This window comes from Fibrobacter sp. UBA4309 (assembly GCF_002395745.1).
Taxonomy (GTDB): Bacteria; Fibrobacterota; Fibrobacteria; order Fibrobacterales; family Fibrobacteraceae; genus Fibrobacter.
The window spans coordinates 33,029-57,245 of sequence record NZ_DGUN01000005.1; the positions used below are offsets into that span (position 1 = coordinate 33,029).

Annotated in this window: 18 protein-coding genes, 1 tRNA gene and 1 pseudogene; 11 read left to right on the forward strand and 9 right to left on the reverse strand. The window is 54.9% G+C overall.

Features of this window, described 5'->3' with window-relative positions:
* Window positions 1–18 precede the first annotated feature (18 nt).
* The 4 genes from B3M32_RS00630 to B3M32_RS00645 are packed head-to-tail and all read left to right on the forward strand — an operon-like array spanning window position 19 to window position 6,405.
* Complete coding sequence (locus tag B3M32_RS00630) at window positions 19–2,229, forward strand: hypothetical protein (RefSeq protein ID WP_290742339.1); 2,211 nt, start codon at window positions 19–21, stop codon at window positions 2,227–2,229.
* A 27-nt stretch (window positions 2,230–2,256) separates the two neighbouring features.
* Window positions 2,257–4,437: a hypothetical protein gene (locus tag B3M32_RS00635; RefSeq protein ID WP_290742341.1), complete on the forward strand. Its 2,181-nt coding sequence runs from the start codon at window positions 2,257–2,259 to the stop codon at window positions 4,435–4,437.
* Between the two features lie 12 nt (window positions 4,438–4,449).
* Window positions 4,450–5,337: a hypothetical protein gene (locus tag B3M32_RS00640; protein ID WP_290742344.1), complete on the forward strand. Its 888-nt coding sequence runs from the start codon at window positions 4,450–4,452 to the stop codon at window positions 5,335–5,337.
* Between the two features lie 12 nt (window positions 5,338–5,349).
* Window positions 5,350–6,405: a glycoside hydrolase family 18 protein gene (locus B3M32_RS00645; protein ID WP_290742347.1), complete on the forward strand. Its 1,056-nt coding sequence runs from the start codon at window positions 5,350–5,352 to the stop codon at window positions 6,403–6,405.
* Between the two features lie 395 nt (window positions 6,406–6,800).
* Here the strand turns inward: B3M32_RS00645 and B3M32_RS00650 are convergent, their stop codons facing one another.
* Window positions 6,801–9,035, reverse strand: coding sequence for a cellulase family glycosylhydrolase (locus B3M32_RS00650; RefSeq protein ID WP_290742350.1), 2,235 nt, complete (start codon window positions 9,033–9,035; stop codon window positions 6,801–6,803).
* 80 nt (window positions 9,036–9,115) lie between these two features.
* Entirely contained in the window at window positions 9,116–11,245 is a 2,130-nt protein-coding gene (locus tag B3M32_RS00655; protein WP_290742353.1) for a glycosyl hydrolase family 8, read from the reverse strand.
* Window positions 11,246–11,572: 327 nt separating this feature from the next.
* Here B3M32_RS00655 and B3M32_RS00660 point away from each other — a divergent pair, with 327 nt between their 5' ends.
* From B3M32_RS00660 to B3M32_RS00670, 3 genes are all read left to right on the forward strand, one after another.
* Entirely contained in the window at window positions 11,573–12,496 is a 924-nt protein-coding gene (locus tag B3M32_RS00660; protein ID WP_290742356.1) for a T9SS type A sorting domain-containing protein, read from the forward strand.
* 141 nt (window positions 12,497–12,637) lie between these two features.
* The gene (locus tag B3M32_RS00665; protein WP_290742359.1) at window positions 12,638–14,059 is read left to right on the forward strand and encodes a glycosyl hydrolase family 8; all 1,422 of its coding nucleotides are present in this window, start codon (window positions 12,638–12,640) and stop codon (window positions 14,057–14,059) included.
* A gap of 228 nt (window positions 14,060–14,287) precedes the next feature.
* The gene (locus B3M32_RS00670; protein WP_290742362.1) at window positions 14,288–15,184 is read left to right on the forward strand and encodes a BatD family protein; all 897 of its coding nucleotides are present in this window, start codon (window positions 14,288–14,290) and stop codon (window positions 15,182–15,184) included.
* A gap of 1 nt (window position 15,185) precedes the next feature.
* Here the strand turns inward: B3M32_RS00670 and B3M32_RS00675 are convergent, their stop codons facing one another.
* Together B3M32_RS00675 and B3M32_RS00680 are read right to left on the reverse strand one after the other, a co-directional pair.
* The gene (locus tag B3M32_RS00675; protein WP_290742365.1) at window positions 15,186–16,535 is read right to left on the reverse strand and encodes an anaerobic C4-dicarboxylate transporter; all 1,350 of its coding nucleotides are present in this window, start codon (window positions 16,533–16,535) and stop codon (window positions 15,186–15,188) included.
* A 5-nt stretch (window positions 16,536–16,540) separates the two neighbouring features.
* Entirely contained in the window at window positions 16,541–17,059 is a 519-nt protein-coding gene (locus tag B3M32_RS00680; RefSeq protein WP_290742368.1) for a PPC domain-containing DNA-binding protein, read from the reverse strand.
* A gap of 352 nt (window positions 17,060–17,411) precedes the next feature.
* Here B3M32_RS00680 and B3M32_RS00685 point away from each other — a divergent pair, with 352 nt between their 5' ends.
* The 3 genes from B3M32_RS00685 to B3M32_RS00695 all read left to right on the forward strand — a co-directional run bounded on the left by B3M32_RS00685 (window position 17,412) and on the right by B3M32_RS00695 (window position 19,430).
* A complete protein-coding gene (locus tag B3M32_RS00685; protein ID WP_290742370.1) occupies window positions 17,412–18,758 on the forward strand; it encodes a hypothetical protein in 1,347 nt (448 codons plus the stop codon).
* Between the two features lie 10 nt (window positions 18,759–18,768).
* Window positions 18,769–19,317, forward strand: a complete 549-nt coding sequence (locus tag B3M32_RS00690; protein ID WP_290742373.1) for a DUF3575 domain-containing protein — start codon at window positions 18,769–18,771, stop codon at window positions 19,315–19,317.
* A 30-nt stretch (window positions 19,318–19,347) separates the two neighbouring features.
* Window positions 19,348–19,430: transfer RNA gene (locus B3M32_RS00695), tRNA-Leu, on the forward strand.
* A gap of 42 nt (window positions 19,431–19,472) precedes the next feature.
* Here the strand turns inward: B3M32_RS00695 and B3M32_RS00700 are convergent.
* Window positions 19,473–20,618, reverse strand: a complete 1,146-nt coding sequence (locus B3M32_RS00700; RefSeq protein ID WP_290742376.1) for a pyridoxal phosphate-dependent aminotransferase — start codon at window positions 20,616–20,618, stop codon at window positions 19,473–19,475.
* A 113-nt stretch (window positions 20,619–20,731) separates the two neighbouring features.
* Window positions 20,732–21,868 (reverse strand): metallophosphoesterase family protein, encoded by a 1,137-nt coding sequence (locus tag B3M32_RS00705; protein ID WP_290742379.1) that lies wholly within the window; start codon window positions 21,866–21,868, stop codon window positions 20,732–20,734.
* Between the two features lie 69 nt (window positions 21,869–21,937).
* Here B3M32_RS00705 and B3M32_RS00710 point away from each other — a divergent pair, with 69 nt between their 5' ends.
* Window positions 21,938–22,342 carry a hypothetical protein gene (locus B3M32_RS00710; RefSeq protein ID WP_290742383.1) on the forward strand — a complete coding sequence of 135 codons (405 nt, stop codon included), beginning with the start codon at window positions 21,938–21,940 and terminating at the stop codon, window positions 22,340–22,342.
* 66 nt (window positions 22,343–22,408) lie between these two features.
* Here the strand turns inward: B3M32_RS00710 and deoC are convergent, their stop codons facing one another.
* The 3 genes and pseudogenes from deoC to B3M32_RS00725 all read right to left on the reverse strand — a co-directional run.
* Entirely contained in the window at window positions 22,409–23,299 is an 891-nt protein-coding gene (deoC, locus tag B3M32_RS00715; RefSeq protein ID WP_290742386.1) for a deoxyribose-phosphate aldolase, read from the reverse strand.
* Window positions 23,300–23,307: 8 nt separating this feature from the next.
* Window positions 23,308–23,931, reverse strand: coding sequence for a DUF4296 domain-containing protein (locus B3M32_RS00720; protein WP_290742389.1), 624 nt, complete (start codon window positions 23,929–23,931; stop codon window positions 23,308–23,310).
* Window positions 23,931–24,217, reverse strand: a pseudogene (locus B3M32_RS00725) (phenylalanine--tRNA ligase subunit beta); the annotation flags it as partial. The gene B3M32_RS00720 and the pseudogene B3M32_RS00725, both read right to left, overlap by 1 nt.

Below are 24,217 nucleotides of genomic sequence, written 5' to 3' on the forward strand. Positions count from 1 at the left end.
CTAGAAATGAATATGAAAATGAAAAGATCTTTGTTTGCCCTCCTTGCAGCGACGGTAGCTAGTGCAGCTTCCCCGGTAGTTGACAACCAGAACTTGTTGGAAAGCAAGGTGGATTCCATTAACGCCAAGCGCGGCGTTGAAATCGGCGGTTCTATCCGTGGTGTTGCCGAAGCGTCCTATTTCGATACGGACCAGGATGCGCACGTGGCTAAGATGATGCCCGATGTCGAGAAGGACGAGTTTGTCACCGCCGACCTGGACTTCCATTTCCGCCCGTACGAATCTGTCCGCGCCAACGCGACGTTGCGCCTCGAAGCCGGCATGCAGGAATACTTCGCCTCTGCGGCGAAGAGCATCTCGGTCGCCTGGATCAATGTCGAGGGCAACATCGGCAAGTCCTTCTACTGGATTGTCGGTGACTTCCGCCAGCAGTACACGCCGCTCACGTTGTTCCTGCCCTCGGTCGACATCATGTACGAACCGCTGGTATTCGAACGTCAGCGTCACATGGCCCAGAAGTCCCAGTTCATCGAAGGTAACCAGAGGAACCTTCAGGGTGTGAACCTCCAGTTCCGCACGATGCCGAACGCGAACATCGGAGAAATCCGTGCCGAAGCCTTGATGGCCCGCCTGAACCGCACCGCCGTGCTCGACTTCTCCGGTGCCGAAGGCAACATCATGACGAACACGCCCGTGTCCGGCGCCTCGCAGGCTTCGAACATGGACAAGTGGCTCGCCGCCGGTAACTTCGAAATCCTTCCCATGAACCGCAACCTCTACGCGGGCGCTACGGGAATGTTCATCTTCGACGACGAGGAATCTTTCTCTTACACGGAACGTCACCCGGGTGGAAACCGTCTGGAAGACTACGTCCGTGAACCGATCAACCCCTACGACATGGATGCCCAGCAGACGATGGTCGTGAGCGGCCGCGTCGGTGGCGACATTGCCGGGTTCCTGGGTAACAAGAACCTCACGCTCGATGCCGTTGCCGAAATCGCGATGTCCAACGACAAGGTCTACACGCATACGCCGACCTATCAGACGGATGAAGCCGGAAACGTCGTACTTGACGCCGAAGGCGCTCCGGTCCGTGGCGAAGACATTGTCGAAGACTCCAAGGATGCGGGCATTGCCATCTTGGCTACCGTCAACGCCGGCTACAAGGCGAACTCCTGGGGCGTGAATCTCGTCGCTAATGTCATCCGTAACGACAGCGCCTGGTTCAACAACGCCGCCCAGTCCCCGAGCTTCTTCGCTCAGCGTATTCTCAATAGCGACCTGGACGGTAACACTGTGAAGTTCGGCGTGAATTCTCCGCTCTACAGCACGTTCGGCGCTCTCTACAGCTTTGCTCCGAAGTTCTCTCCGGTGTCCCGCCTGCTCGGTACCGATGACGGCGCCTTCGATGGTGTCGGCCAGTCGGAAAGCTACAACATTGCAAACTACAACAAGAATTCCTGGACCACGAACGTTTACGGCAGAAGCCAGTTGGTCCTGCTCGAAAAGCTCATGGATCCGTCTCTCCAGATGGCCCTCCCGAACGGCCTTGCCACGAGCAACCGCGTCGGTGGACAGGGAACCCTCACGGCGAACTTCAAGGAGTTTGCCGAAGTCCAGGGCCTCGTGACGGTCCTGTCGCAGGTTTCTCCTGTGCTGGGATTCTCCTCCGTGAAGTTCATGGAATACGGTGGCGGCGCGAAGGCCGACATCTTCAAGGCGATCGGATTCTCCAAGCCGCTCGAACTCTCCGGTTCTTACAAGCATTCCGAACGTAAGGCCGAACTGGAAGGCGGTGCCGGGACTGGCGAACTGAAGAGCGACTTCATCAATGCCGGTTTCTATGCCCAGTACCTGCCGCGTCTCGGTGTTACCGCCGGCCTGCAGATGGTGAATACGGAATATAACGATGTCCAGGCGGCTTTGAGCGGCCTTGTCGTTCCGATGCTCAAGAGCAAGCAGATGCAGTGGATGGTCGGTCTCGACTACGCCATCGAAAAGAATGCCTGGCTCGCCATTAACTTCGGTATCATCTCGGTGACTAACGAATACAATTCCAGCGCCCTGGTGGCTGCCGCCGCCGCTGGCGAACCGGTTCAGACCGGAACGGTGGCAGGAGGTGTCTATAACATCCCCGACTACTACGATGTGAGTAAGGATAAATCTGGGAAATACAAGAATGAATTTACCCAGACCATTATCGAAGCTTCCCTTAATGTGGAATTTTAATGGGAGGATGCTAGCATGAATTTCAATATGAAAAATCGCACAATCGCTCTCGCTTCTGCCCTCCTGTTCTCTGCGGCCTCGGCTTTTGCCGCGCAGGATTCCGTTGTCCAGGAACAGAAATCGCTTTTGGAAAAGTTGGATTCCCTGAATGCCGCCGTGCTCGGCCTCAAGCTGAACGGTACCGCCAAGGCGGGCGCCGTCGCTTCCCTGGCCAAGTCCGACCAGTTCAGCGATGATTCCCCGACGCACGAAACTCAGGCCTACACCGACGTGAACCTGCTCTTGACCGCTCGCCCGAGCAGCGAGACCATGGTTTCCTTGCAGCTCCGTCTGCACAAGGACTGGCAGAGTGGCTTTGACGAGAACAACAACCCGGTCATCGGCCACTGGTTCAGCTACGACGGAACGATCCTGAACAAGCATCTCGACTTCAACTTGGGTTACATGCGTGTCGGGTTCACTCCGCTCACCCTTTTCGCCCCGCAGCCGTTCCTGTTGCAGGAACCGGAAATCTTCGCCCAGGAACGCGTAGAGGCCCTTGCCCAGCGTAACCTTGATACGACTTCCCGCCGTTTGCTGCAGGGTATCAATGCCGACTACCATAGTGGCAAGCTTGGTATGGTCAGCGATATCCATGCCCAGTTGACGGGCGCTCGTCTCCGCAATACCGCGAAGAAGACCGACCAGCTGTTCTTCGATTTCGACTGGTCTGACCGCTACTTCTATGGCGCCCGCCTGGGAGTCGGCCTCTTCGGAGCCAATGTCGGCGTGAACTATACGGATGTTTTCGACCGTACGCTTAGCCGCGAATCGCACAAGCTCGAAAACGGCGACACGGTTTACTACGAAGACAACTCCATCCTGTCTTTTGAACTCGGTTTCGATTCCAGGAGCGTCTTGCCCACCTTGCCGCTCACCTTCGGCTTGAACGGTGAATTCGCCATGTCCAAGTGGACCGCCGAGATGGAATACTACGCCGCGAACAAGAAGAACATGTACACTATCGCGGAAGGTTCCTATATCGATGCCGATGGCAACCAGGCCACGACTGTCTACGTGAGCACGGCTCCGCAGCCGGGAGACACCGAATACAAGGAAGATGTCGGCGAAGACAAGGGCAAGAGCTTCTACGTGACTCCGTACGTCAAGGTCTCTCTTGCGAACATCGATGCCGAATTGAAGGCCACCTACCTCCAGACCGAAAAGGAATTCTGGTCCGAAATGGCGTCTGCCCCGAACTTCCGTGGCGGCTCTGTCATCTTGAACTCGAACGCCCTTTACAGCAACGAGATTTACTCCTCTGCCATCGCCGCGTTCGGCATGTCCAGTCTTGAAAATCTCTACATGGCGGTATACAACTCCAATCCGCTCAACATTACGAACATCATGACTTCGCAGTCCTTGGTGAACGCGCTTTCTAACCAGGACGAATCCCAGTACCTCTACTCCAAGCTCTACAACAACTACAAGAACGCCCACTTCTACCGCAACGGTTACGATGCCGGTACTATCAAGCGCCTGGAGCTGGAAGAAGCCGTGTACACTCTCGATCCGTCCGTGAACATGGCTCTCCCGTTCGGCCTGGCCACGCCTGACCGCAAGGGCTTCAACGCCTCGCTCACTGCTACCTGGAACGACGCCGTTACCGTGGATGCCTACTTTGCTCAGATCAAGCAGGAAGCTGCCGGTATCGATGCCGACGGCAACGAAATCGCAAATACCTATACGGAATTCGCCGTGGGCGGTAGCGTGGATATTGGCCGCTTTGTCAATATCGGCCGCAAGATCCTTCTCCAGGGTTCTTATGACCACTCCTCCGAAGACAACTTCCTGAAGCGCTCCGGCGACCGCATCATGGCCGGTCTCTCTGCCGACGTCTGGGGTCCGATTGCCTTCCAGGCCGGCATCCAGATGGCCAACAAGAAGTTCGACAACGAACTCTGGATTACCGAGTTCGCCTCTATTACCAAGGTCGACGAAATGTTCCTGCTGGCCGGTCCCAAGGTCCGTATCGCCCCGAATTCTTACCTGACGGTGCAGTACGGCATGCTGAACGACAAGATGTCCCTGAATACCAAGGTTCCGTCCCTCAATGCCGATGGCACTCCGGCAGTGGATGTAGAAGGCAACGCTGTCTATTCTGCCCAGCCGGATGAACTTTCTATCAATAAGAACGTTATTGTTGCCGACGTAACGGTAAATTTCTAAGAGGTGCGCAAAATGAAACTTCTTAATAAATTCCTGATTTCAATCGCTGCCGTGTCGCTTGTCGCCTGCTCTTCGATGGATGTCGAAGATTCCGAAGCTATCGCAGAAAACTTCCCGGATGATTTTAGCGGCGCCGAGTATATGGAGCTCCACCCGGAGCTGGTCAGCTTGCAGATCCGCAATTACATTGCGGGCTACAATGACGAAGTGAAGGCCTCCCTCTCGGCAGAAGCCATTGCCGAAGACGCCCAGGCTTTTGTCGACGATACCGTCCAGTTGCGCAAGATCTATGCAAATCCCTATTATGGCGGATTTGGTGATGATCGCTGGGTTGAGGCGTTCAAGCCGATAGACACCATCGCGGTGACGTGCAAGACGGCAAACGTGTTCACCCAGTTGAACATGAAGCAGGTTTCCGGTGAAGACACGACCGACATCAAGGTCATCGCCCCGATTACTGTCGTGAAGGATGCTGACGACACGAACAAGATTGTCAAGGTGACCGGTATGACGGATTCGGCGGCAACCGAACCCGAAACATTCGAGCTGAACGACACTCTGTTCCTCCTCAGCGGAAAGAACATGGGTACTTCGAAGACGGATACCGTGAGCTGTGATACGACACACGGTGAAAAGCCGGGTGCCCTCAAGACTCTTGACGTGAACTACCTGAAGAACTTCAATATCGTGGACACCAAGAACGACTTGGCCAAGATCGAGAGCATTCCTTTAGACACTTTCGCCATTAGTCTCCAGTATGTAGTCTTTGGCGAAGCAAACGGATGGGCCTACCGCAAGTGCAAGGATTCCGAAATGGATAATCCTGTGATTACCGAGGAATATCCCGTGTCGAAACGCTATTGTGCCGATGCTGCCGGCAATGCCCGTGAAATTAAGTAAGGCGAGGATTTTATGAATATCAAATCAATTGCATTGTCCTTGACGCTGAGCTTTGTCGCCGCCCAGGCTGCGGCCGACAAGGTTGTCGGTTATTATCCCTATTGGAGCCAGTATTCCCAGTTCTATCCGAAGGATATCCGCTACAATATGGTGACCAATGTTCACTATTCGTTCATCGCCCCCGCTGAAGACGGCTCGCTTGCCTTTGCCGACGAAAACGATGCGACGAATTTCAAGACGCTTGTCGACTTGACCAAGGAAAACGGGGTCAAGCTGATCGTGGGTGTCGGCGGTATGGAAAACGAGGGAGCCCTCAAGGCGATCGCCTCTTCTGACGAACTGCTCCCCACGTTTGTCTCGAACGTTTCTAACTGGCTTTCGGCCAATGGCGGCGACGGCATTGAACTCGACTGGCAGAACCTTACTGCCGAAGACGCCGAGCTCTATGCGAAGATGCTCAATGCCCTCATTGACGGCCTTTCCAACTACACGGTGACCGCGGTAATCTACCCGGCGGTCGGCATGGACGCCTACAAGGCCGAAGCGCTCAACCGCGCCGCCTATGTGGACGTGTTCATGACGGACCTCATGACGGAAGAATCTTCTACGGTCGTCCCGAACCAGGGCGCCGTCTCTGTCCAGGAAACGCTGGAACAGGTCGCTGCGGCCGGTGTCCAGAAAGATCTCCTGGTGCCGGTGGTGTTCCTCTACGGCAAGTCCTGGATGGGCGCCAAGGGCCTCGGCTCTGCCCATCAGGGAACCGGCAGCGGTAACGAAGGCTACCTTTCCTATGCGGAACTCATGGGCAAGTTCGATTCTCCCGAATACACGGTGACGTTCGATGAAGCTTCCAAGTCCGAAGTGGCCGTGAGCGATGCCGAAACCATCGTGTTCATGGGTATTCCTTCCGTGAAGGCTGTCGCCGAATACGTGAAGGGCGAAGGAATGTCCGGCGTGGCCGTCTATGACCTCTCCCAGGACTTCCACGAACCGATCGTCTCCCTGCTGGTGACCATCGGCCTGCAGCTCCGCCCGGAAGTGAACTACAAGGCTTCCAAGAAGAAGTAAACCTTCTTCTTTAGCTTAAAAGAATTGCCCCGAGCCGTGCTCGGGGCTTTTTGTCATTCTTGAGGACCTTGGGCTAATATCGAACCCATTCGCAGGAGAAATAGCCGGCGGAACCGTGGTCGTACTTTTGGCAGCCTTCCTCGTTGCGTATTGAACTTGCTGTGGAATTCATGTCGCTGACATTTACGTAAGGGGATTTGGATGTGCACTGACAGGATCCACTGTCGGCCTTTGTTGATGAATTGTCGTCACTGCAGGCAACCATTGCTGAAGTGCAGACTATCATGGCTGCTAGCATAATTATTTTCTTTGTCATATAGAGTCTCCTTCTGTTGGTATAACGAATAATAAAAAAAAGCCGGCTGTACGCCGGCGTTTTTATAATGCTTTGTCGCTTATTTGTTGAACTTTATCGTAGCCTTCTGGCTGCCCATGTTCATCATGGCGATGTAGCTGCCGGCCTTGAGGCCCTGGAGCGAGACCCAGCTGGAACCCGCGTTCACGTTCACGGACTTGGAAAGTATTTCCTTGCCGTTCACGTCGAAGACGGAGACGCTGGCCGTGCCCTTCATGCCAGAGACAATCGAGAGCCCGTCCTTGACGAACTTGAGGGTGATGCCGTTAGCGACAGTCTTCATGACGGGGATGTCCATTTCCTTCACGTTGACGGCCTGGGCGCTATCGCCCACGATGACCTGGATGGTCTTTGTCAGGGCGTCCAGCACGTCAGTTTCTTCGGCAGTGGCCTTGACGTAAATGATGGCGTTCTGGTAGCCGCCAACGAAGCTCGTTCCCGAAACGCTGAGGTAGGGGGTGGAGGCTTCGTAATTCTTTCCGTCGGTATTGAAGGTGTACGTAATCGGAGTGCCGAGCAGGGTCTTTTCGGGAGCGGTTCCCGTTGCAGAGGTGCCGCCTCCGGTCAGGTACTGGTTCGTAAACTTGTTGGTAATCTTGTTCTCGCCCTTGCGGTAGGTCACCGTGATGGTGTCGTTCATGGCCCTGTAGCCGGTAACTGCGGGGGCCGTAGCCACGATCTTTGCGTCACCGAAGGACTTGAAGTGGTACATGATGGTAGTGCTCGCTTCCCTCTGCGAGGTGGAGCAGTAGGTAGTGTTCTTGCAGGCGACCGTCTTCACGTCGACGATGTCCGGGTTGAGGGACTTGATGGTGTAGGTCGAACCTTCGAGAGTTTTCTTTTCCGTGCCGAGAGTCCATTCGAACGTCTTGGTGGAGGAGTTCGTCTTGGAGAAGTCCGCACCGCGGCCGATAGAGCAGGGGTGGGTCTCCGCATCGTTGTAACGGCAGTACATGTCGACGAAGTTCGTGATGGTCTGGCCGGCGACGCCCTGGATGGTCACGACGCTCTGGCTTCCGTCGCTGCCCGTGAGGATGGAGAAACCGGCACCCTTGATGGTGAGAGTCCCGCCGGATACGGTGACGACGTTTTCGTTGCTGGAGGTATAGGTACAACCGGACTTGAGGACGTTGCTCACCTGGCCGTCAGTTTCCTTGGCGTAGGCGGGCTTGAAGGCGCAGTTGCCGGTGTTCTTGCCCTTGGTGAGGGAATCCGGCCAGGAATGGGCGTACTTGGTAAGGTAGCTCTTGACCAGGCTGCCGGAGGTGCTGTATTTCGCATTGGCAAGCAGGCCCTGGGAAGAAAGTTCTTCGCTGCCTTCGAACATGCCGGAGGTTTCCTTGCCGTTCGTCTGGCGCAAGCTCCAGTTGCAGTTGCTGATCTTGTTCTGCTCCATGAAATTCATCCAGTCGCTCGTGGCGCCCTGGTCGGCGCTACCGGCGCCGTCGGCATTGACGGTACCCCATTCGGTGATGAACACCGGGCTGCCGCTGTTCTTGGCCGCCGTGATGCGGCTGCCAAAACTACCCACCTTATGCGTGCCTGCATAGAAGTGGAATACGTAACCGATATTCGTCCCGTTCACGCCGCCATATTGGGTAAGCTGCGACCAGCTCGGCGTACCCACGAGCACCAGGTTCTGCGTGTTCTTGCGGATTTCGCCCGTAATGGCGTTTGCGTAGCTCTGGATGGTGCCCCAGCCGGTATTGACGGGCTCGTTGTAGATTTCGTAGATGACGTTCGGGACGTCCTTGTACTTGGCAGAAACGGTCGAGAAGAAAGTCTTGGCCATCGACTGCTCGTATTCGGCGCGGTGGCTGTGCCAGTCGATGATGATGTAGACGTCGTTCTCGATGGCTGCCTCGACCATCTTGTCGACGATGGCCATGTAGCTCTCGGGAGCGGTCGCGTAGGAGTAACCATGGAACAGGGAGTCGGCGGAATCAACGCAACCGTTGGATTTCTGGCTCGTGCTGGAATAGCAGGTGATGCCCATGGCAAAGCGGAACACGTCGATTTTCAGGTTGTCGACTGCCCAGGAAATGACGTCCTTCTTGTAATACGGAAGACCCGTGGCGTCGGACCAGAACAGGCTCATGCCGCGGAGCATCGCTTCCTGGTTGTTCTTGGCGCCGATAATCTTGCCGCCACTCGTATGGATGGCGCCGTAATAGCTGACCGGACCGATTTTCTTGGGTACGGCATCGACGGCCCCGGCGAATGCCGGCAGGGTCGCAAAGGCCAGAAGGCAGGGAATCAGTTTTTTGAGTTTCATAAGCTTATCCTGGATAATTTTCTCTTTCTAAAAGTAATTATACATATATGAAATTATTCCACACAATCCCTTAAATCTGTTTACCGCTGAATACGCACCGTCCTGTTGAGGTTTTTATCGCTCAAACGTAGGATATAGGTACCTTTTGTCCCGAAAATCGCTTCCATGGAGATTGCCCCGGAACCGCTCACATGGACGGTCTTGACGAGGTTTCCGTTCAGGTCGAAAGCGGAAATGCGGGCGTTGGGGCCGAGTCCCGTGTAGTAGACGGTTTTTCCGCTGACGTTCATGCCGCGGTCCTGCAATACGACCGGCTTGATGCCCACCGCGTTCGGGTCGATAAAGTCCGTAATGAGCTTGCCGTCGCTGTCATAGAGCTCGAATTTGCGCAGGTAGATGGAACCATAGCCGCTTTTCTGCATTTTCGGCTCGAATTTGAAGCCGCGGACAGCCTTCATGACGTCGTCCCTGCTGAGGACGTCGGTCACCCAGGACGGCACTACGAACTTGTCGTCGACAAAGGCGTCGTAGGTCGTGCCGAAGTTCTTGGAGGTCACGTCGATATCGAGGTCCACGTATTCGTCGGTGGGGTGCAGGTAGATGCCGGGTTCGCCACCTTCGTTCTGGTTGTCAAGAGTCTGCTTGTCCAGGATGGCGAAACGGATGACGCCCTGGCTCTTGTAGTTGATGCGGATCTTGGCGAGCTTGCTCAGGTCGTGGTAGCCGTTGTCCTTGTCGAGCGAAACGGCGATGCCGGCAAACGGGTACTTGAGCGTCACGCCTTCTTCGTAGGTCGGTTCCGGCGCGATGCGGAACTCGATTGCTGCGGCGACGGAGCCGTCGGTGAGCTTGAAGATGCCCGAGCTTCCGGAATCCGGATACATCTTGGTCACGCCGAACTTGTCGGCATAGGCGCCCCATTCGGTATAGCCCGAAATGTTCATCCCGTTGTTGACGGGCTGCAGTTCACCCTGCGGCATGGCGGGCATGCGTACGGAAGTTTTCGTGTACTTGGTCAGGCCGTCCATGCTGTTGAAGTTGGGGAGGTTGCCGCTCATCGTCAACAGGTAAAGGATGTTCAGCGTTGCCGGGTAGTAGTGTTCGCCCTTGCCGCTTGTGGGAGTCTTCTTGCCGACTGTGTTTGCAAGCGCGTCGTAGACGGTTTCCAGGTAGTAGCCCGGATTGTCGGCCGATGCCATGGCGAGTCCGAGGCCGCCGGCATAGGTCGAGGTCACGAACATGTTGTACGGGGAGCTCCCGGTAAGGGAGTAGCCCGGCCAGATGAGGTTCGCGTTGCCGAAGGTGGACTTTTCGAGCCAGGGGAGAATCTTGTCGTTAACGCTTTTCGCTTCCTTGATGCCGTACCAGTAGTAGCCCCATGCCATGCGCCACGGTGTTCTCGTCGCGTCGTCGTAGAATCCGCCCGAACCGCCGCTTACCTGGCCTGCGTTGGTTGGCTTGTGGTCGCTCCAACTGCACCAGTCGGGCATGAGTCCCGTAGTCGAGTTTTGGCATTTGGAAATGTGGTCGAGGTTGGTGGTGATGGCCGTTTTCCAGAAGGAATCGTTCGTGACGTCGTAGAACAGCTGGAATGCCGCCGGGAACACGTAGCTCGCGTTCAGTGCCGGGTTCCAGTTGCTGCCCGCCTTCACGCGGCCGTCGCTTTCCATGTCGTTGGACTTGATCCAGGAAATGAGGGACTTGGCCTTGGTCATGTACTGGTCGTTGCCCCATTGCTTGGCGGCCATGATCAGGGCGACAGCCACGTCGAGGTCGGCGTCGGTTGCCGTACCGTCGTCCACTTTGCCGTTCTGGGTGTTGATGTGCCAGTTCATTCCGCCGCCGCTTTTCGCGTACTTGTTCCAGAATGCGTACAACTTATCGAATTCACTCTGGTAGTCGGCTTGCGTGCTCGACATGTATACCATGATGAGCATGCCGTAGGCGACACCTTCGGACACGGTCATTTCGGCACTGTCGTTGGGACTGATAATGCGGGCCGTTCCGTCGCCCATATCCTTGTACCAGGCGCCTTTCCAGTCGTTGAAATGGCTCTGGATAACGGAGGGGTCGACGTACGTCGCCGTGTGGCCGAATTTGTACGTAATCTGTTGGGGGAACGGGTATTTCGGTGCGGCGATTGCAATGGATGCAGACAGGGCGCCGACAGCGAAGATGGATGCAATTAACTTGTTGTGGAATATAGCCATAATAAGGAAAAATAGATTTCGGTACAAGGAGTTGGGACCGGGTGAAAGTAATAAAAAAGTTATAAAGGTTGTGTTTGTGACATCAGACACACGTTTAAAAATTGTAAACAATGAGTTACGTCACACTTTTGTGTCGGACTGATGTAAAAAAAGCTGAACATACTGCCGAAATTTCACTAAAATCGCCTTTTCCTGACTTTCTGATGAGATTTTCGTTACACTTTTTTGACTTTCTGGAAAAAAAACTTGAAAAAACGCCCGAAAAAAAGATATATTAGTACCAAACCGCCCTTCTTGGGCATAAACCATTAACAAAGAGAGAGACTTATGAAAAACAAATTCCTTACTGCCGCTGCTGTATTGGCTGCCGCAAGTGTCGCATCGGCTTTTAGCTGGGACGGCTCTGCCAGTGAATACTTTGTTGCTACTGGCCTTGATAATGGTACCGAAACTGCTGGTTATTGGTATAGCTACGCTGACGACGCTGATGGCGGTCAGTCTGCTATCGAATGGCCGGTTCCGCTCGGTAACGAATATTCCACAGACGCTCTTGACCCGGTTATCGACAACTGCGGTGGTGTCTGCGGTACGTTCACCCTCAACGCCGGTACTCTGACCTATAAGCCGTTCGTTGGTATCGGCTTCAACGTTGCTGGTACTGCTACCGCTACTGGTGGCGCCGCAACTCCGGCTGACGCTTCTGCTTGGGGTGGCATCTGCATTACCTATACGGTCGATGTTGCTGCTAGCCTCGAACTCGGTCTTGGTGACGAAAAGGACGCCGCTATCGGTTACGATAACCCGTTCGTCGCTCTCCCGAAGTCCGCTTCTCCGAACCAGGTCTGCACTGCATGGTCTGGATTCAAGCAGGCTGGCTGGGGCAAGGGCAAGGTCACTGGTGACGAAGCTTCTGCATCCCTCGCTTCTGTGAAGTTCAAGATCCAGGCTGCTGATGGTACCACCGGTTCCTTCAACATCTCTGCCGTGTCTTCTCAGAATGACGCTCCGGGTATCAAGGCTGTCGCAGCGGCTTCCGCTGTCAAGGCTACTCTCGCTGGTCGTACCCTCTCCTTCGCCGGCATCAAGTCCGTTGCTACCGCCGAAGTGATGAACCTCCAGGGTCAGGTGATGCTCAAGGGTGCTGTTAGCTCTTCTGCTTCTCTCGATCTCTCTTCCATCGACGCCGGTGTCTACATGGTCCGCGTTGCTGGTAAGTCCATCGACTTCAGCCAGAAGATCATCGTTAAGTAATCATTCTTGACAAACATTTTGGAAGGGACTGCTTTTGGGCAGTTCCCTTCTTTTTTTGCTGAAAAAAGTGATTTTGCTCAACGGCCCTATTTTCAGTTTCGGAAAATGAATGTATATTAGAGCATGGAAAAAGAGGTTATTATGAAAGCGACAAAACTATTGATTCCCATGGCCTGTAGCTTGGCTTTTGGCCTTGCTGCGTGCGGCGGTGATTCTGCTGCCGAGGCTGACCCGAACAACAATCCTTTTGCTCAGAGCAGCCAGAGTACGGTTCCCTTGAGCCAGGGTGGCGATATTCTCGTCAGTTCGTCTTCTGTCGTGCCGCCTCCTTCGGGCAAAGTCTCTCTTGGTACTTCGGCGAACTTGACCACGCCTGCGACGATGTACGATAGCTGGAAAGGCTACCATTACGTGACGCTCGATGCGGAAGCCCTTTACTATACGACTCCGGCTGCCGGATACCATTACGTGTTCAGTGCAGAATTCCTCCCTGCGGCACGCGTGATTTGGCAGAGTGCCGGCTCGTCCGCATATAAGCTGAAGTGCACTGTCGACGATTCCGCTGTTCCCGCCATGAAGGCCCGCGCCTGTACCGTGTCGGAAGGCATTGGCTACGGCATGCTTATTACCGCCTTCCAGGACGATGCGGTAGCTTTCAACAGCCTGTGGAACTATTCCAGGGCTATGCGTGCCTATAACGGAAACCAGCCGTTGACGCCGTGGATTACCTTCACGTTCCATTATGACGAAGTTGACCTCGGTAGCGCTACCGATGCCGACTTGGATATTGCCACGTCGCTTATCATCATGTACCTGAAGACCAATATCGAAGGTTACCTTGCGGACGCCCGTGTCATCATGGCCGGTATCTGGGACAAGGAAGTCAAGGCGAACATGCTGCTTTCGGGCGATACGCCGATGTGGAACGGAACAGGTGGCAAGACTATCGTCTACAACCTGAGCTACTTCTCTCCGGTGGCACTGAAGCTCTTTGCACAGTATGACAACAATCCTGCCCATGACTGGACCTCCGTGCTCAACACCATGTACACCTACATGGCCAATATCCAGGCTGCCGGAACCGGCGTGTTCCCCGACTGGAGCGACGCGACGACTGCCGTCAACCCGCCGAACGATGCCGCCGGAAACGCCAAGACCGGATTCACCTACTACACGTTCAACAAGGAATCCGTCCGTATTCCGTGGCGTATCGCTTGGGACTACTACTGGTACCAGGATGAACGCGCTCTTGCCGTACTGCAAAAGTTGAATAACTTCATTTCTACCAAGGCCGCCGGCGATCCGGGTTCGAAGGCGCTTTCCGTGAACTACACCTGGAATACGGCTCTCGGTGCAGACGATACCAGGAACACGGCCGTTTCTTCTCAGTGGCTTTCTGCCTGGTGCGCGACCGGTATCGGAACGAATGCGGACTGGTTGAACAAGTGCACTACTTTGGTGAACGCTAAGCAGCTGAGCAACACCGCGAGCAGCTACTTCCCGGATATCCTCCTGATGATGTACAGCCAGCTGCTGAACGGCAAGTACGTAAGACCGTTCTAGTAAAGGACTGCTCTCCACTATTTTTAGTCCCGGCTTCGCCGGGGCTTTTTTTCTGCTTCGCAGATTCTAAACAGTGCGCCTCGGTCATAGGAAATGTGGCCATTTCCTGCGACTCTCGGCTTTGCAGTTTTGTATTTGCTTCGCAGATTCTAAACTGTACGCCTCGGTCATGTGCAAGTAAACTTGCCCGCGACTCTCGGCTTTGCAGTTTTTGTATATTACGCGCATATGGAAAATGATTCTTTGAATATGGCGGAGGATTCCGTCGGTGTTGCCGTGCCGGATTCGGGTGCGGTTGTACAGGATTCCGCACCGGCTTTGCAGATGCCGACTCCGGAACAGCTCGGGATTTCTATAACGTCGGGTCCCGAGGGCGGAATGAAATCGGTAACCGTGGGGGATTCCTTTGATTTCCCGGTAACGGTGTCGTGGAGCGTTCAGGGCAGTGCCCTTCTGGTGGTGCCTTCGGGCTCCGCGAACGCGAAAGGGCTTATGCAGGTGGGCCTGTCTCAGGAATCTTCGCGGTCGGTAAAAGACGGCAAGGAAGTAGCGTCCATTACGTTTACCTACAAGATCGTGGCGCAGGATACGGGCAACCTTCATATTCCGGCGCTGCGGTTCGAAATCCCGACGCAGGCAGGGATGCCGCTGGACTTGCGGAGCGAAAGTGTCGATGTTCGCGTGGTCGAACCGTTCAACCCGCTGCCTCTTGCCGTGGGGGCCGTTGTTGCCGTTTGCGTGCTCTGTGCCGGGCTTTGGCGGGCTCGCCGTCGTGCTGCCGCACGCGAAGCCGTGGCGGCCAGGAACGCCGCAGAAAACGCCCTGCGCGAAAAGATGATGGTCCTAAAGCAGAGGGTGAATTCCGCCGACAGCCGTGAATGGCTCCTGGAGCTGGAAGGAATCTGCAAGGAATATGTCGCCCGACGTTTCGGGCTCGGCGCCGAGGACAATGGTGCCGGCGTGAACCTGGAAACGCTTGTGAAAGACGGCAAGCTCGAAGGCTGGGAATCCCTCGTAGAAGAATTTGCGCATGCCCGCTACGGTGGCGGCCAGCGAGACGGTTTCGAAAACAGGGAAACCTGGAAGGCCGCCATGAAACTCATGGGCGTGTCCGAAGAAGAATAGCCTAGTAGAGCAGTTTCACGAGCACGGTCCCGACGATAGTCGAGACGATGACGCTCACCATGCCCGGCCGCATGAAGCTGTGGTTCAGCAGGTACTTGCCGATGACCGTAGTTCCAGAACGGTCGAAGTTGACCGTAGCGATATCCGAAGGATAATTCGGAATGAAAAAGTAGCCGTACACGCTGGGCAGGACTCCGAGCAGCACGGGACCGGCGATGCCGAGCTCATACGCAAGAGGCAGCATAGCCACCACCACGGCTCCCTGTGAGTTGATTAGCACCGACACCAGGAAGAACACGAACGCGATGCTCCACGGGTAGTTCGTAACCAGTCCGGTCAGCATCTGCTTCATTTCCTCCATATAGTTGCCGAAATACGTATCCGCAAGCCACGCAATGCCGTAGATCGCCACCACGGCCACCATTCCCGACTGCCATACCGCCCCGGCCACGGCCTTCTTCGGTGAAGCCTTGCAGAACATTATATTCGCGGCGGCGGCCATCAGCATAATAATCTGGATGCAGATATTCATCTTCGGCAGGTTCACGGCCTTGGCAAGAGTCTCGCCGGAAGAGGTATGAATCATCTGGAAGAACGCAAAGCAGACTATGATAAGCAGCGAGCCCAGAAAGATGAACACCGAAGCCTTGGCCTGAGGAGTGATTACCTTGTCCAGGGTAGTGGCGGAACTGCCGTACATATAAGCATACATCTCAGGGTCCGACTTGCGCTTGAGGAACTCCGGATCCTTGTCCAGGTCCTTGCCGCGCTTGTATGACGCGATGGCGGCGCACATAAGTCCGAGCACGCAGGCAGGGATGGTGACCATAAGCACCTGCGGAATGGATACCATATAGCCGTTGGCATTGGAAATCGTCACGAACGCCACGACGGCGGCCGCAATCGGCGAGCAGGTGATACCCACCTGTGATGCGATGGAAGCCACGCCGCAAGGACGCTCGGGACGAATATTCTTCTTGAGCGCGATATCACAGATAATCGGCATAATGGTGTACACCACGTGGCCGGTACCCACGAGCACAGTCAGGAAGAAGGTCACGAGAGGGCCGAGGAAGGTGATGTGCTCAGGGTGCTTGCGAAGCATCTTCTCGGCAATCTGAATCATCCAGTCCATACCGCCGGAAGCCTGCAGCGTACCTGCGCAGGTTACGGCAGCTATGATAATATAAATAACGTCAGTAGGAGGAGTACCCGGAGTGAGGCCGAAACCGAACACGAGAATGGCAAGTCCGATGCCAGAAATAGCGCCGAGTGCAAGGCTGCCGTAGCGCGAACCCACATACAATGCGGCGAGCACTATCAGAAGCTCGATTATCATCACGAAACTCATACTTGTCAGAATTTATATAGATTAAGTCCTGTCTCTTCATCTTTGCGGCGGCCGAGCCACGCATCTTCGAAATCCTCCACTACAAGCTCGCAGGCTCCATTGATGCGCGCGCTCAGAAGATGCCCGCCGACACAGGTATAGTCCCTGCGGCTGGCAGTAATATGTATATGGAGGTAAGGCAAGGTCGGATCGTCGGGCCGGCCGGAGACGTTGCCGGTAAGGTTGGTTATCTCCATCTGTTCCGTGAAAGTCTTATCGACATATTGCTTTGTCGCGGGATCCAGGAAACGGAATGTCGCCTCGGAAATAGCGCCGATTCCGCGTATTTCGCCGGCGAGGATATTCACTTCTTTGCAGAATGCCGTGAGGGCCTCCACTATCTCCACGTGGTTGTCCAGACTGAGGACATAAAGGTGGGGAGAGACTTCTTTGTATTGGTACATTGTCTTAGCTATTTTCCGTAAATATAGCAATTTTGCTCTCTTTATGCCACAACGCGGCAGGAAAAAACAGTATTTTTTCATACGCCTCTCTCCCCCACCCCTGTCTGAACGCCGTCTGGGGCCGATTTTGAAAATAAGTGTTGTAAACGCTTATTAAACGGATAAATACTTCCACCTTTGCACCGTAACAAAACGAAAGACTATGAAAAAGATTATGCTTACACTCACGGCGGTCCCATTCATACTGCTGTCCTGCAATCAGGGATGGCTGGGCGGGCCGGACGCCGAAAGGCAGGAAGAAGAGGGACTCTCACACGAAATGATAGTCCTCGGAGAGCAACTCGAGGACCCCTATTCGGTCTCATATATGACAAAGGCGCTGCAAAACATACAGCCCAACGGAAGAACGGCGCTGGAGCCTACCGATTTCTACGTGCGCTTCCTGCCGAAAGACGACGCCCAGTTGCAGAAGCTGCTGGACGCCGGCCTGGAACTTATCGACCACCCTATGGACTACAGAATCATTCGCGACGGGGACTGGTATCACGACCCGGATGTGCCCGAAGGCAACATCACCTGGCAGTACGCGGTCGTGCCGGTCGACTTCCCCTTCCCTTCCGACGTGCGCTACGAGCGGCTTGACGACTGCTACATTGCCGAGCACGACCCTGCTACCAAGGGCTCGGGCATCGACTGGGACGCAGTGGAGCGGGAAGCATTCCGCCTGAGCGGGAACGAGAATCTGCTCTCGCCGCTGTCTAAAGCCGGCGAAAGCGGCAGCCCGAAAGGACGAATAGCAATAGTGGACCCGGCGCTTGACGACGAGCCTGAAGGAGTTAAAGGAGTGAAGGTTTTCGTGAACTCGTTCGTCAAGTTTGCCGTGACCTACACCGACGATGAAGGCTACTACACAATAGCCCGCCGGTTCAATTCGGAGCCGCGTTACAGGCTGGTGTTCCAGAACGTGAACGGCTTCAAGCAGGGCATCAACCTGGTGCTCATCCCGGCATCCGTATCCACGCTGGGCAAGCACCCGGCCGAAGGCTTCGACTGCGAAATCGACTTTAACTCCGACCGCAAACTCTTCACCCGCTGCGTCGTCAACAACGCCGGCTTCGACTACTGCGCGGAATGTGAAGCATCCGGGAAGACCTTACCGCTGCCTCCCAAGGACCTCAGGATATGGGACATCCCGGTACTGGACTGCAGTTTCGAGCTTATGATGCACCACGGCACGATAGTGGACACTTTTGAGCCGATCTCCTCATTGCTCGGAGAGTACACCCCGCTTATCAAGCTGCTGCATCCCGATATTTACCTCGGCCTGCACGAGACGAGCAGCTATTCGGAAATCTACGCAAGGGCGCTCCACGTATTCGCGAAGGCGGGCCACTTCGCCCAGGTCGGCAAGAGCTGGTGGAGCAAGCTGGTGGAATACACCGCCCTGTCGCTGCTTGGCTCCGGACTCGTCAGCCCTTACGGGGCGCCTGACGATGATGACAGCGGCTACTGCGAGGCGGCCAATATGTATGCATACTACTGCCAGAGCATACTCTTCAAAAGGCGCTACAAAGACAGCACCACCGTGTTCGGCACCTCGGAGTGGTTTTCACCGCAAATCCTGATGTATCTGGACGAAAGGGGGCTGGGGCTGGAAAAGATTGCGCCGGTGTTCACGGCCGACGTCGTGGACCTGGAAGGGCTCAAGAATAAGTTGCTGAGCTACTATCCTTCATTCAAAAGCACTATAAATGAAGCATTTGCAAGATATGGGAGATAAAACTTCAACTATGAAAAACTTCGTGTCGGCAGCCGTGGGACTTTTCCTGTGGGCGACAGTCTGCGCACAGAATTACTCACTGACTACAAATGTGCTGGACTATGTAGATTTTGGGACGTTGAATCTGGAAGCGTCCTGCGGCATTGCCCGACAGTGGACCCTTTCGGCCGGAGTGAAATACAACCCCTTCAGCTGGGGTGAAGGCCGGACGGAAAAGGCCGACAAGCAGCGCAGCCTTGAAGCCGGCGCCCGCTTCTGGCCCTGGCACATCTATTCCGGATGGTGGATGTCCGGGAAACTGAAGTGGCAGGAATACAACCAGGGCGGCATCACCTCTCCCCTCGCAAGCGAGGGAGACCGCTTCGGAGGCGGTCTGGCGGCCGGTTATACCTTTATGTTGAATACACACCTGAACCTTGATATCGGACTTGGACTGTGGAGCGGTCTGGACAAATACACCGCCTACGAGTGCTTAAGATGTGGCAGGATTATCGACAGGGGAGAAAAATTTTTCGTACTCCCTAACGATATTCTTCTCACTTTATCGTACATTTTCTAAAAAAATTGTATATTTGCAGTCCAATCCAAAGCGCGGGTGGCGAAATGGTAGACGCGCTAGTTTCAGGAGCTAGTGGGGTAAAACCTGTGTGAGTTCGAGTCTCATCTCGCGCACGAAGCGGTTGCTTAAAAGCAGCCGCTTTTTTGTCCGCATCGTCAAAGATTTTCAAGAAAATGTCTTATTCTCCTTGCCCCTTCCAGAATCATTGGAACTTCGAGCGTGAAGGCAAGCCTCACATAACCGTCGAAGGAGTCACCGAACGACAGCCCGGGAGTTAGCGCAACGTGCTCCTTTTCCAGCAGGGAGAAACAGAAGGAACGCGAATCCATCCCGGTGGCCGATATGTCCGCAAAAAGATAAAAAGTCGCATCAGGGATGCTGTATTTGATGCCTGGCGCTCCTTCCAGCGAGCTTGCCAGCGTATCCCTCCGGGCGCGGAATATGTCTCGTGGCGATGCGGTATATATATCGGCGTGGGAGACAGCCTCCAGGGCGGCCCACTGCGAAATAGTACTTACGCAGACCGCCACGTTCTCCTGCATCTTGACCAGCCTCTTGATGAAATGAGGCTCTCCGATTACATATCCAATCCTCCATCCGGTCATACAAAACGCTTTCGAGAATGAATTGAAAAGGACAAGGTTCTCGGCGGGATACAACTTGGATATCGAATAATACTGCCTGTCATAGACCAGGGTGGAGTACACCTCGTCCGAGAAAACATACAGCCCCTTTTCTCTCGCCAGATTGGCAATACCCCTCAGAAGTTCAAGGGGATATACGGTACCGGTCGGATTGTTAGGGGAATTGACGACGATTATCTTCGTCCTGTCGTTTATGAGAGTCCGCAGATAATCCACGTCGGGAAGAAATCCCTCCGTGAATTTATCGGCAAGAACCGGCTTAGCTCCGCACAGAAGCACGTTGTTCAGGCACTGTGCCCAACTCGGACCGATGATAACCACCTCGTCGCCCGGATTCAGGAGCATACGGAAAGCGAGATGAATTGCCTCCGTCGCGCCTACCGTAACCGCCACGTTTTCAGGGTGTATATCAATGTCTGCTTTACCCGACTCATAGGTCGCTATCGCCTCCCTCAGCTGAGGAAGGCCGGCACTGGCCGTGTATCTGGTACGGTGCTCACGAATACAATTGCGGGCAGCTTCGCAGATTCCGTCCGGAGTGGGAATATCGGGATCCCCAAGGGTAAGGTCCACCACGTCATCATATTGCTGCGCAAGTGCAAGGAGTTTTCGCCCTAATGTGCCGCGGATGCTCCAGGATAAATCTGAAAGAATCATATGCAGTATTACGAAGTCAACAGCACAAATGTAAACATTATTACTGACATCCTCAATACCGCCCCAGGTGCACAGGCAAGCCTGCCGGGCAACGCGACAACGCAACAGGGCTGCTACCGCAACTGGAAGCGCTTGGAGAGGCGCGGGGAATCGCCTGCGTAGAAATCCACCCACACACGTTTGCCATCGACGAAGAGCTTGTAGGAGCCTGCGGCATCGGCTGTGCTGTAGGCCTGAAGCCCCTTGCGATATTCGTCAAACAGAGCCAGGTTGGCTTCCGTGCGAAGCTCAGGATTCTTCTCGAACAGAAGCGTGCCATAAGCCTCGGGGCCGGAAGCAAGTTCAGTGTATGAACCCTGCTCAGGCTTAGCCCACACGCTGCTCATAGTCATCTGGGTGATCCGGCCGCCGTCTCCCCTCCAGTCGAGGAACTCGGTATTGTGGGTGTGGCCGCAGAGCACTATGGCATTGTGCCTGGCAAGCAGGGCGCGTATTTCCCGACGTTCCTCCGGCCTCGGGTCCTTCCTGCCGCCGAGCAGGAACCACCAGAAGTACTTAGCATCGTCGAACGGGAACACTGGGCTGTGCACCACCACGAACGTATGACGCGCTCCGTCAGTCTCCGCAAGCAGGCGCTTGATTTCAGGCACGTCCGGCTTGGAGAAGTTGATGAACACGAAGGCGTCCGGGCCGCAGCGGAACTGGAAATTGGTACCGCTGATTTCCTGCCCCAGCTCCTTTGAAAGCCGCGCAGGCATATAGTCGGCGTAGGCTTTCGAGACCACGGCGTCGTCGTTGCCGCGCAGGTCGTGGTTGCCTGCCACGGTCACGAACGGCAGGTCCGGAGCAAGGTCGGACTTGAAAAGGTCCATCGCATCGGAAAGGAACTGCGTATGGATGGCGGCACTTGCGGTATCCCCCTGGATGAGGTCGCCCATCTGAAACACCATCTTGGTCTCCTCATCCACGAGGCAGGCGGCGCGTTTCACCAGCTGCCTGCAACGCCCGGCCCACATATTGCCGTTGCGCGTGAATTCCTTGCGGTGCAGGGCTTCGCGCTTGGGGTTGGGGTCCGTGTAGCCGGCGTGATACTTCTCGGGATCCGCAGCATCATAATGCGTATCTCCCAAAATGACAATCGAATACCTCCCGTCAGCGGACTTCCGCGCAAGAAGCGGCGAGAACCCGCCGGATAAGGAAAGGCCGGCTATTCCGGCCGCAGAAACCTTAAAAAAATGTCGTCTATCCATAATCTATCGGTAAATGTAAGTTTTTTTAACAAAAAAATAGTACATTTGCGCAACAAATATATTTGTAAAATGAAAAAGTCATTATTTGTCATCCTTCTGGCGGTCCTCGCATTCGGCGCCACCAGCTGCTCTTCCACCATCAAGAGTATGAAAGAGCCCCTCGCTTATTTTGAGCTGAATTCCCACGATTACGTCCTCTCCGAGCAGGTAACGGGCGAAGCTACCGTCGTCCGCGTACTCGGTATCGACTGGGCCCGTCTCTTCAACGTGAAGGCAGGTACCGTTATGGCTCCTATCATCGGCATCCCCGTCAGCAGCAGCCAGTACTATGCTATCTACGACCTCCTCGAGAAGAACCCCGGTTACGATTTCGTGATGTATCCCCAGGTTACCGACTACACCACCGGTTTCCCCGGAATCTACACCAGGACTGAAATCAAGGTTACCGCCCGTCTCGGCAAACTCAAGAAATAATTTTTCCTGAATATACGAAAACCCTGCGTCGAAAGGCGCAGGGTTTTTCGTTTCGGCTTAATCCTACTAGAAGTAAGATACCGTCTTCTGCTCGATTGCACTCATCAGGCTGTTGCCCAGGCGGCTCACGCCGAAGCGGAACTTCTCCCTGCAAAGCCACTCGTGTCCGAGAATATTCGAAACGATAAGGTAGTAACACAGAGCATCCTTGGCAGTGGAAATGCCGCCGGCGGCCTTGAATCCCACCTTTCTGCCGCTGACCTCATAGTAACGCCTGATAGCCTCGCACATCACATATGCCGCGACGGGAGTAGCGTTGACGTCAACCTTGCCGGTAGAAGTCTTGATGAAGTCGGCGCCCGCTTCCATCGCAAGGAAAGAAGCCTCTGCGATAGCGGCAGGGGTCACGAGCAGACCGGTCTCAAGAATCACCTTGAGCACCACCCTGCGCTGCTGAGCGGCAGCCGCCTTGTCGATGGCATTTTTCATCGCCACAATCTCCTCGTAGGCACGGGCCTTGTCTCCGGCGAGGAAAGCGTTGAGAGCCAGCACGATATCAATCTCGTCCGCGCCCTGCTCCACAGCTATCTCACACTCCCTGACCTTAACTTCCAGGAAACTCTGGGCGGAAGGGAAACAACTTGCCACCGTGGTCACGTGGACCTCGGGGTCCGTCTTGAGTTCGCGTACAACTGACGCAAAATTCGGATAGACGCAGATAGAAGCAGGAGCCGGATAGTCAGGATAAGAATCCGGCAGTTTATTGACCTTTTCCACCAACTTGGCCACAGATGCAGGCGTGTCGTTGCTATGGAGGGTGGTCAAATCCATCATCGAGAAGCAGCTTTTCAGCACTTGAGGGGTGCAAAGGCCGTCAAGATTGCCGGCAATCGCCTGGATGGCGGCCGAAATCTTCTCTTCATCGGGAGTGTACCCGTATTTCTCCAAATATTCCATATTGATTCTTAATTTATTGGTTTTACATTCAAAGCTTTGCGTTCCCTGATGCGAAGCTTGCGCCCGTGCACCCGGATGGAATCGCGCCTGAGGGAATCGAGGCGCAGGGAGTCCAGACGCAGCGAATCCAGCCGCAAGGAATCCCGCAACAGAGAGTCTCTGAGCGAGGAGTCAGCACGGGCCGCGGCAAGGGAATCCTTGTAGCGTGTGCGCCAGATAAGGGTGTCCTTGTAGAAATCTTTCTGCGAATAGCCCTTTATCGAGGCGTTGAACTCCTTGATTTTCTCAAGATGTTCCACCTTGCGGCGGTACTCATCGCGCTTGTCTTTCAGCTTGTTAGCCGCGTCACGGAACACCTTGGCGAACTTTTCCGGGTCCTTGAGGTAGTGGCGTACGCTGGCGTCGTAATCCTCGAAAGTGTAGCCGTAGCGGGAAAGAATCGGGTCATAGAACAACATCGTGTCCGCCCGCGAGCGCTCTTCCTTGTGATCTGCAAGCCACTGGTCCGCAAGGAAGAAATCGGCATAAATATCCGTCAGAGTACCGCGCGGTATGATGCGCGGCCGCCCCGCACAAGAGGAGAGGAGCAGCACCGCCAGGCACGCAAGCACTATATGACGAAAACGCATCATTATCTCAATACTGCACCGAAATCCTTCTGGAACATTTGCAGAAGTTTGTCCATCAGACGCTCCGTATCCTGGTCGGTAAGGGTACGGTCTTCGCTCCGAATGACAAAGCTGAGGGCATACTGCTTCTTGCCGGCAGGGATTTTGTCGCCCCGGTACACATCGAACAGGCCGACCTGTCTGAGAAGCTTGCCCGCTTGCTTAAACGCCGCAGCACGCAGGTCGGCATAGCTGACACTCTCGTCCAGCAGCAGGGCCAGGTCACGGCGCACCTCGGGGAACTTGGGCA

Excerpts from the sequence above, each read along its gene's own strand:
- B3M32_RS00630 (WP_290742339.1), top strand. The coding sequence starts at position 19 with ATGAAAAGATCTTTGTTTGCCCTCCTTGCAGCGACGGTAGCTAGTGCA.
- B3M32_RS00635 (WP_290742341.1), top strand. The coding sequence starts at position 2,257 with ATGAAAAATCGCACAATCGCTCTCGCTTCTGCCCTCCTGTTCTCTGCG.
- B3M32_RS00640 (WP_290742344.1), top strand. The coding sequence starts at position 4,450 with ATGAAACTTCTTAATAAATTCCTGATTTCAATCGCTGCCGTGTCGCTT.
- B3M32_RS00645 (WP_290742347.1), top strand. The coding sequence starts at position 5,350 with ATGAATATCAAATCAATTGCATTGTCCTTGACGCTGAGCTTTGTCGCC.
- B3M32_RS00650 (WP_290742350.1), bottom strand. The coding sequence starts at position 9,035 with ATGAAACTCAAAAAACTGATTCCCTGCCTTCTGGCCTTTGCGACCCTG.
- B3M32_RS00655 (WP_290742353.1), bottom strand. The coding sequence starts at position 11,245 with ATGGCTATATTCCACAACAAGTTAATTGCATCCATCTTCGCTGTCGGC.
- B3M32_RS00660 (WP_290742356.1), top strand. The coding sequence starts at position 11,573 with ATGAAAAACAAATTCCTTACTGCCGCTGCTGTATTGGCTGCCGCAAGT.
- B3M32_RS00665 (WP_290742359.1), top strand. The coding sequence starts at position 12,638 with ATGAAAGCGACAAAACTATTGATTCCCATGGCCTGTAGCTTGGCTTTT.
- B3M32_RS00670 (WP_290742362.1), top strand. The coding sequence starts at position 14,288 with ATGGAAAATGATTCTTTGAATATGGCGGAGGATTCCGTCGGTGTTGCC.
- B3M32_RS00675 (WP_290742365.1), bottom strand. The coding sequence starts at position 16,535 with ATGAGTTTCGTGATGATAATCGAGCTTCTGATAGTGCTCGCCGCATTG.
- B3M32_RS00680 (WP_290742368.1), bottom strand. The coding sequence starts at position 17,059 with ATGAAAAAATACTGTTTTTTCCTGCCGCGTTGTGGCATAAAGAGAGCA.
- B3M32_RS00690 (WP_290742373.1), top strand. The coding sequence starts at position 18,769 with ATGAAAAACTTCGTGTCGGCAGCCGTGGGACTTTTCCTGTGGGCGACA.
- B3M32_RS00700 (WP_290742376.1), bottom strand. The coding sequence starts at position 20,618 with ATGATTCTTTCAGATTTATCCTGGAGCATCCGCGGCACATTAGGGCGA.
- B3M32_RS00705 (WP_290742379.1), bottom strand. The coding sequence starts at position 21,868 with ATGGATAGACGACATTTTTTTAAGGTTTCTGCGGCCGGAATAGCCGGC.
- B3M32_RS00710 (WP_290742383.1), top strand. The coding sequence starts at position 21,938 with ATGAAAAAGTCATTATTTGTCATCCTTCTGGCGGTCCTCGCATTCGGC.
- deoC (WP_290742386.1), bottom strand. The coding sequence starts at position 23,299 with ATGGAATATTTGGAGAAATACGGGTACACTCCCGATGAAGAGAAGATT.
- B3M32_RS00720 (WP_290742389.1), bottom strand. The coding sequence starts at position 23,931 with ATGATGCGTTTTCGTCATATAGTGCTTGCGTGCCTGGCGGTGCTGCTC.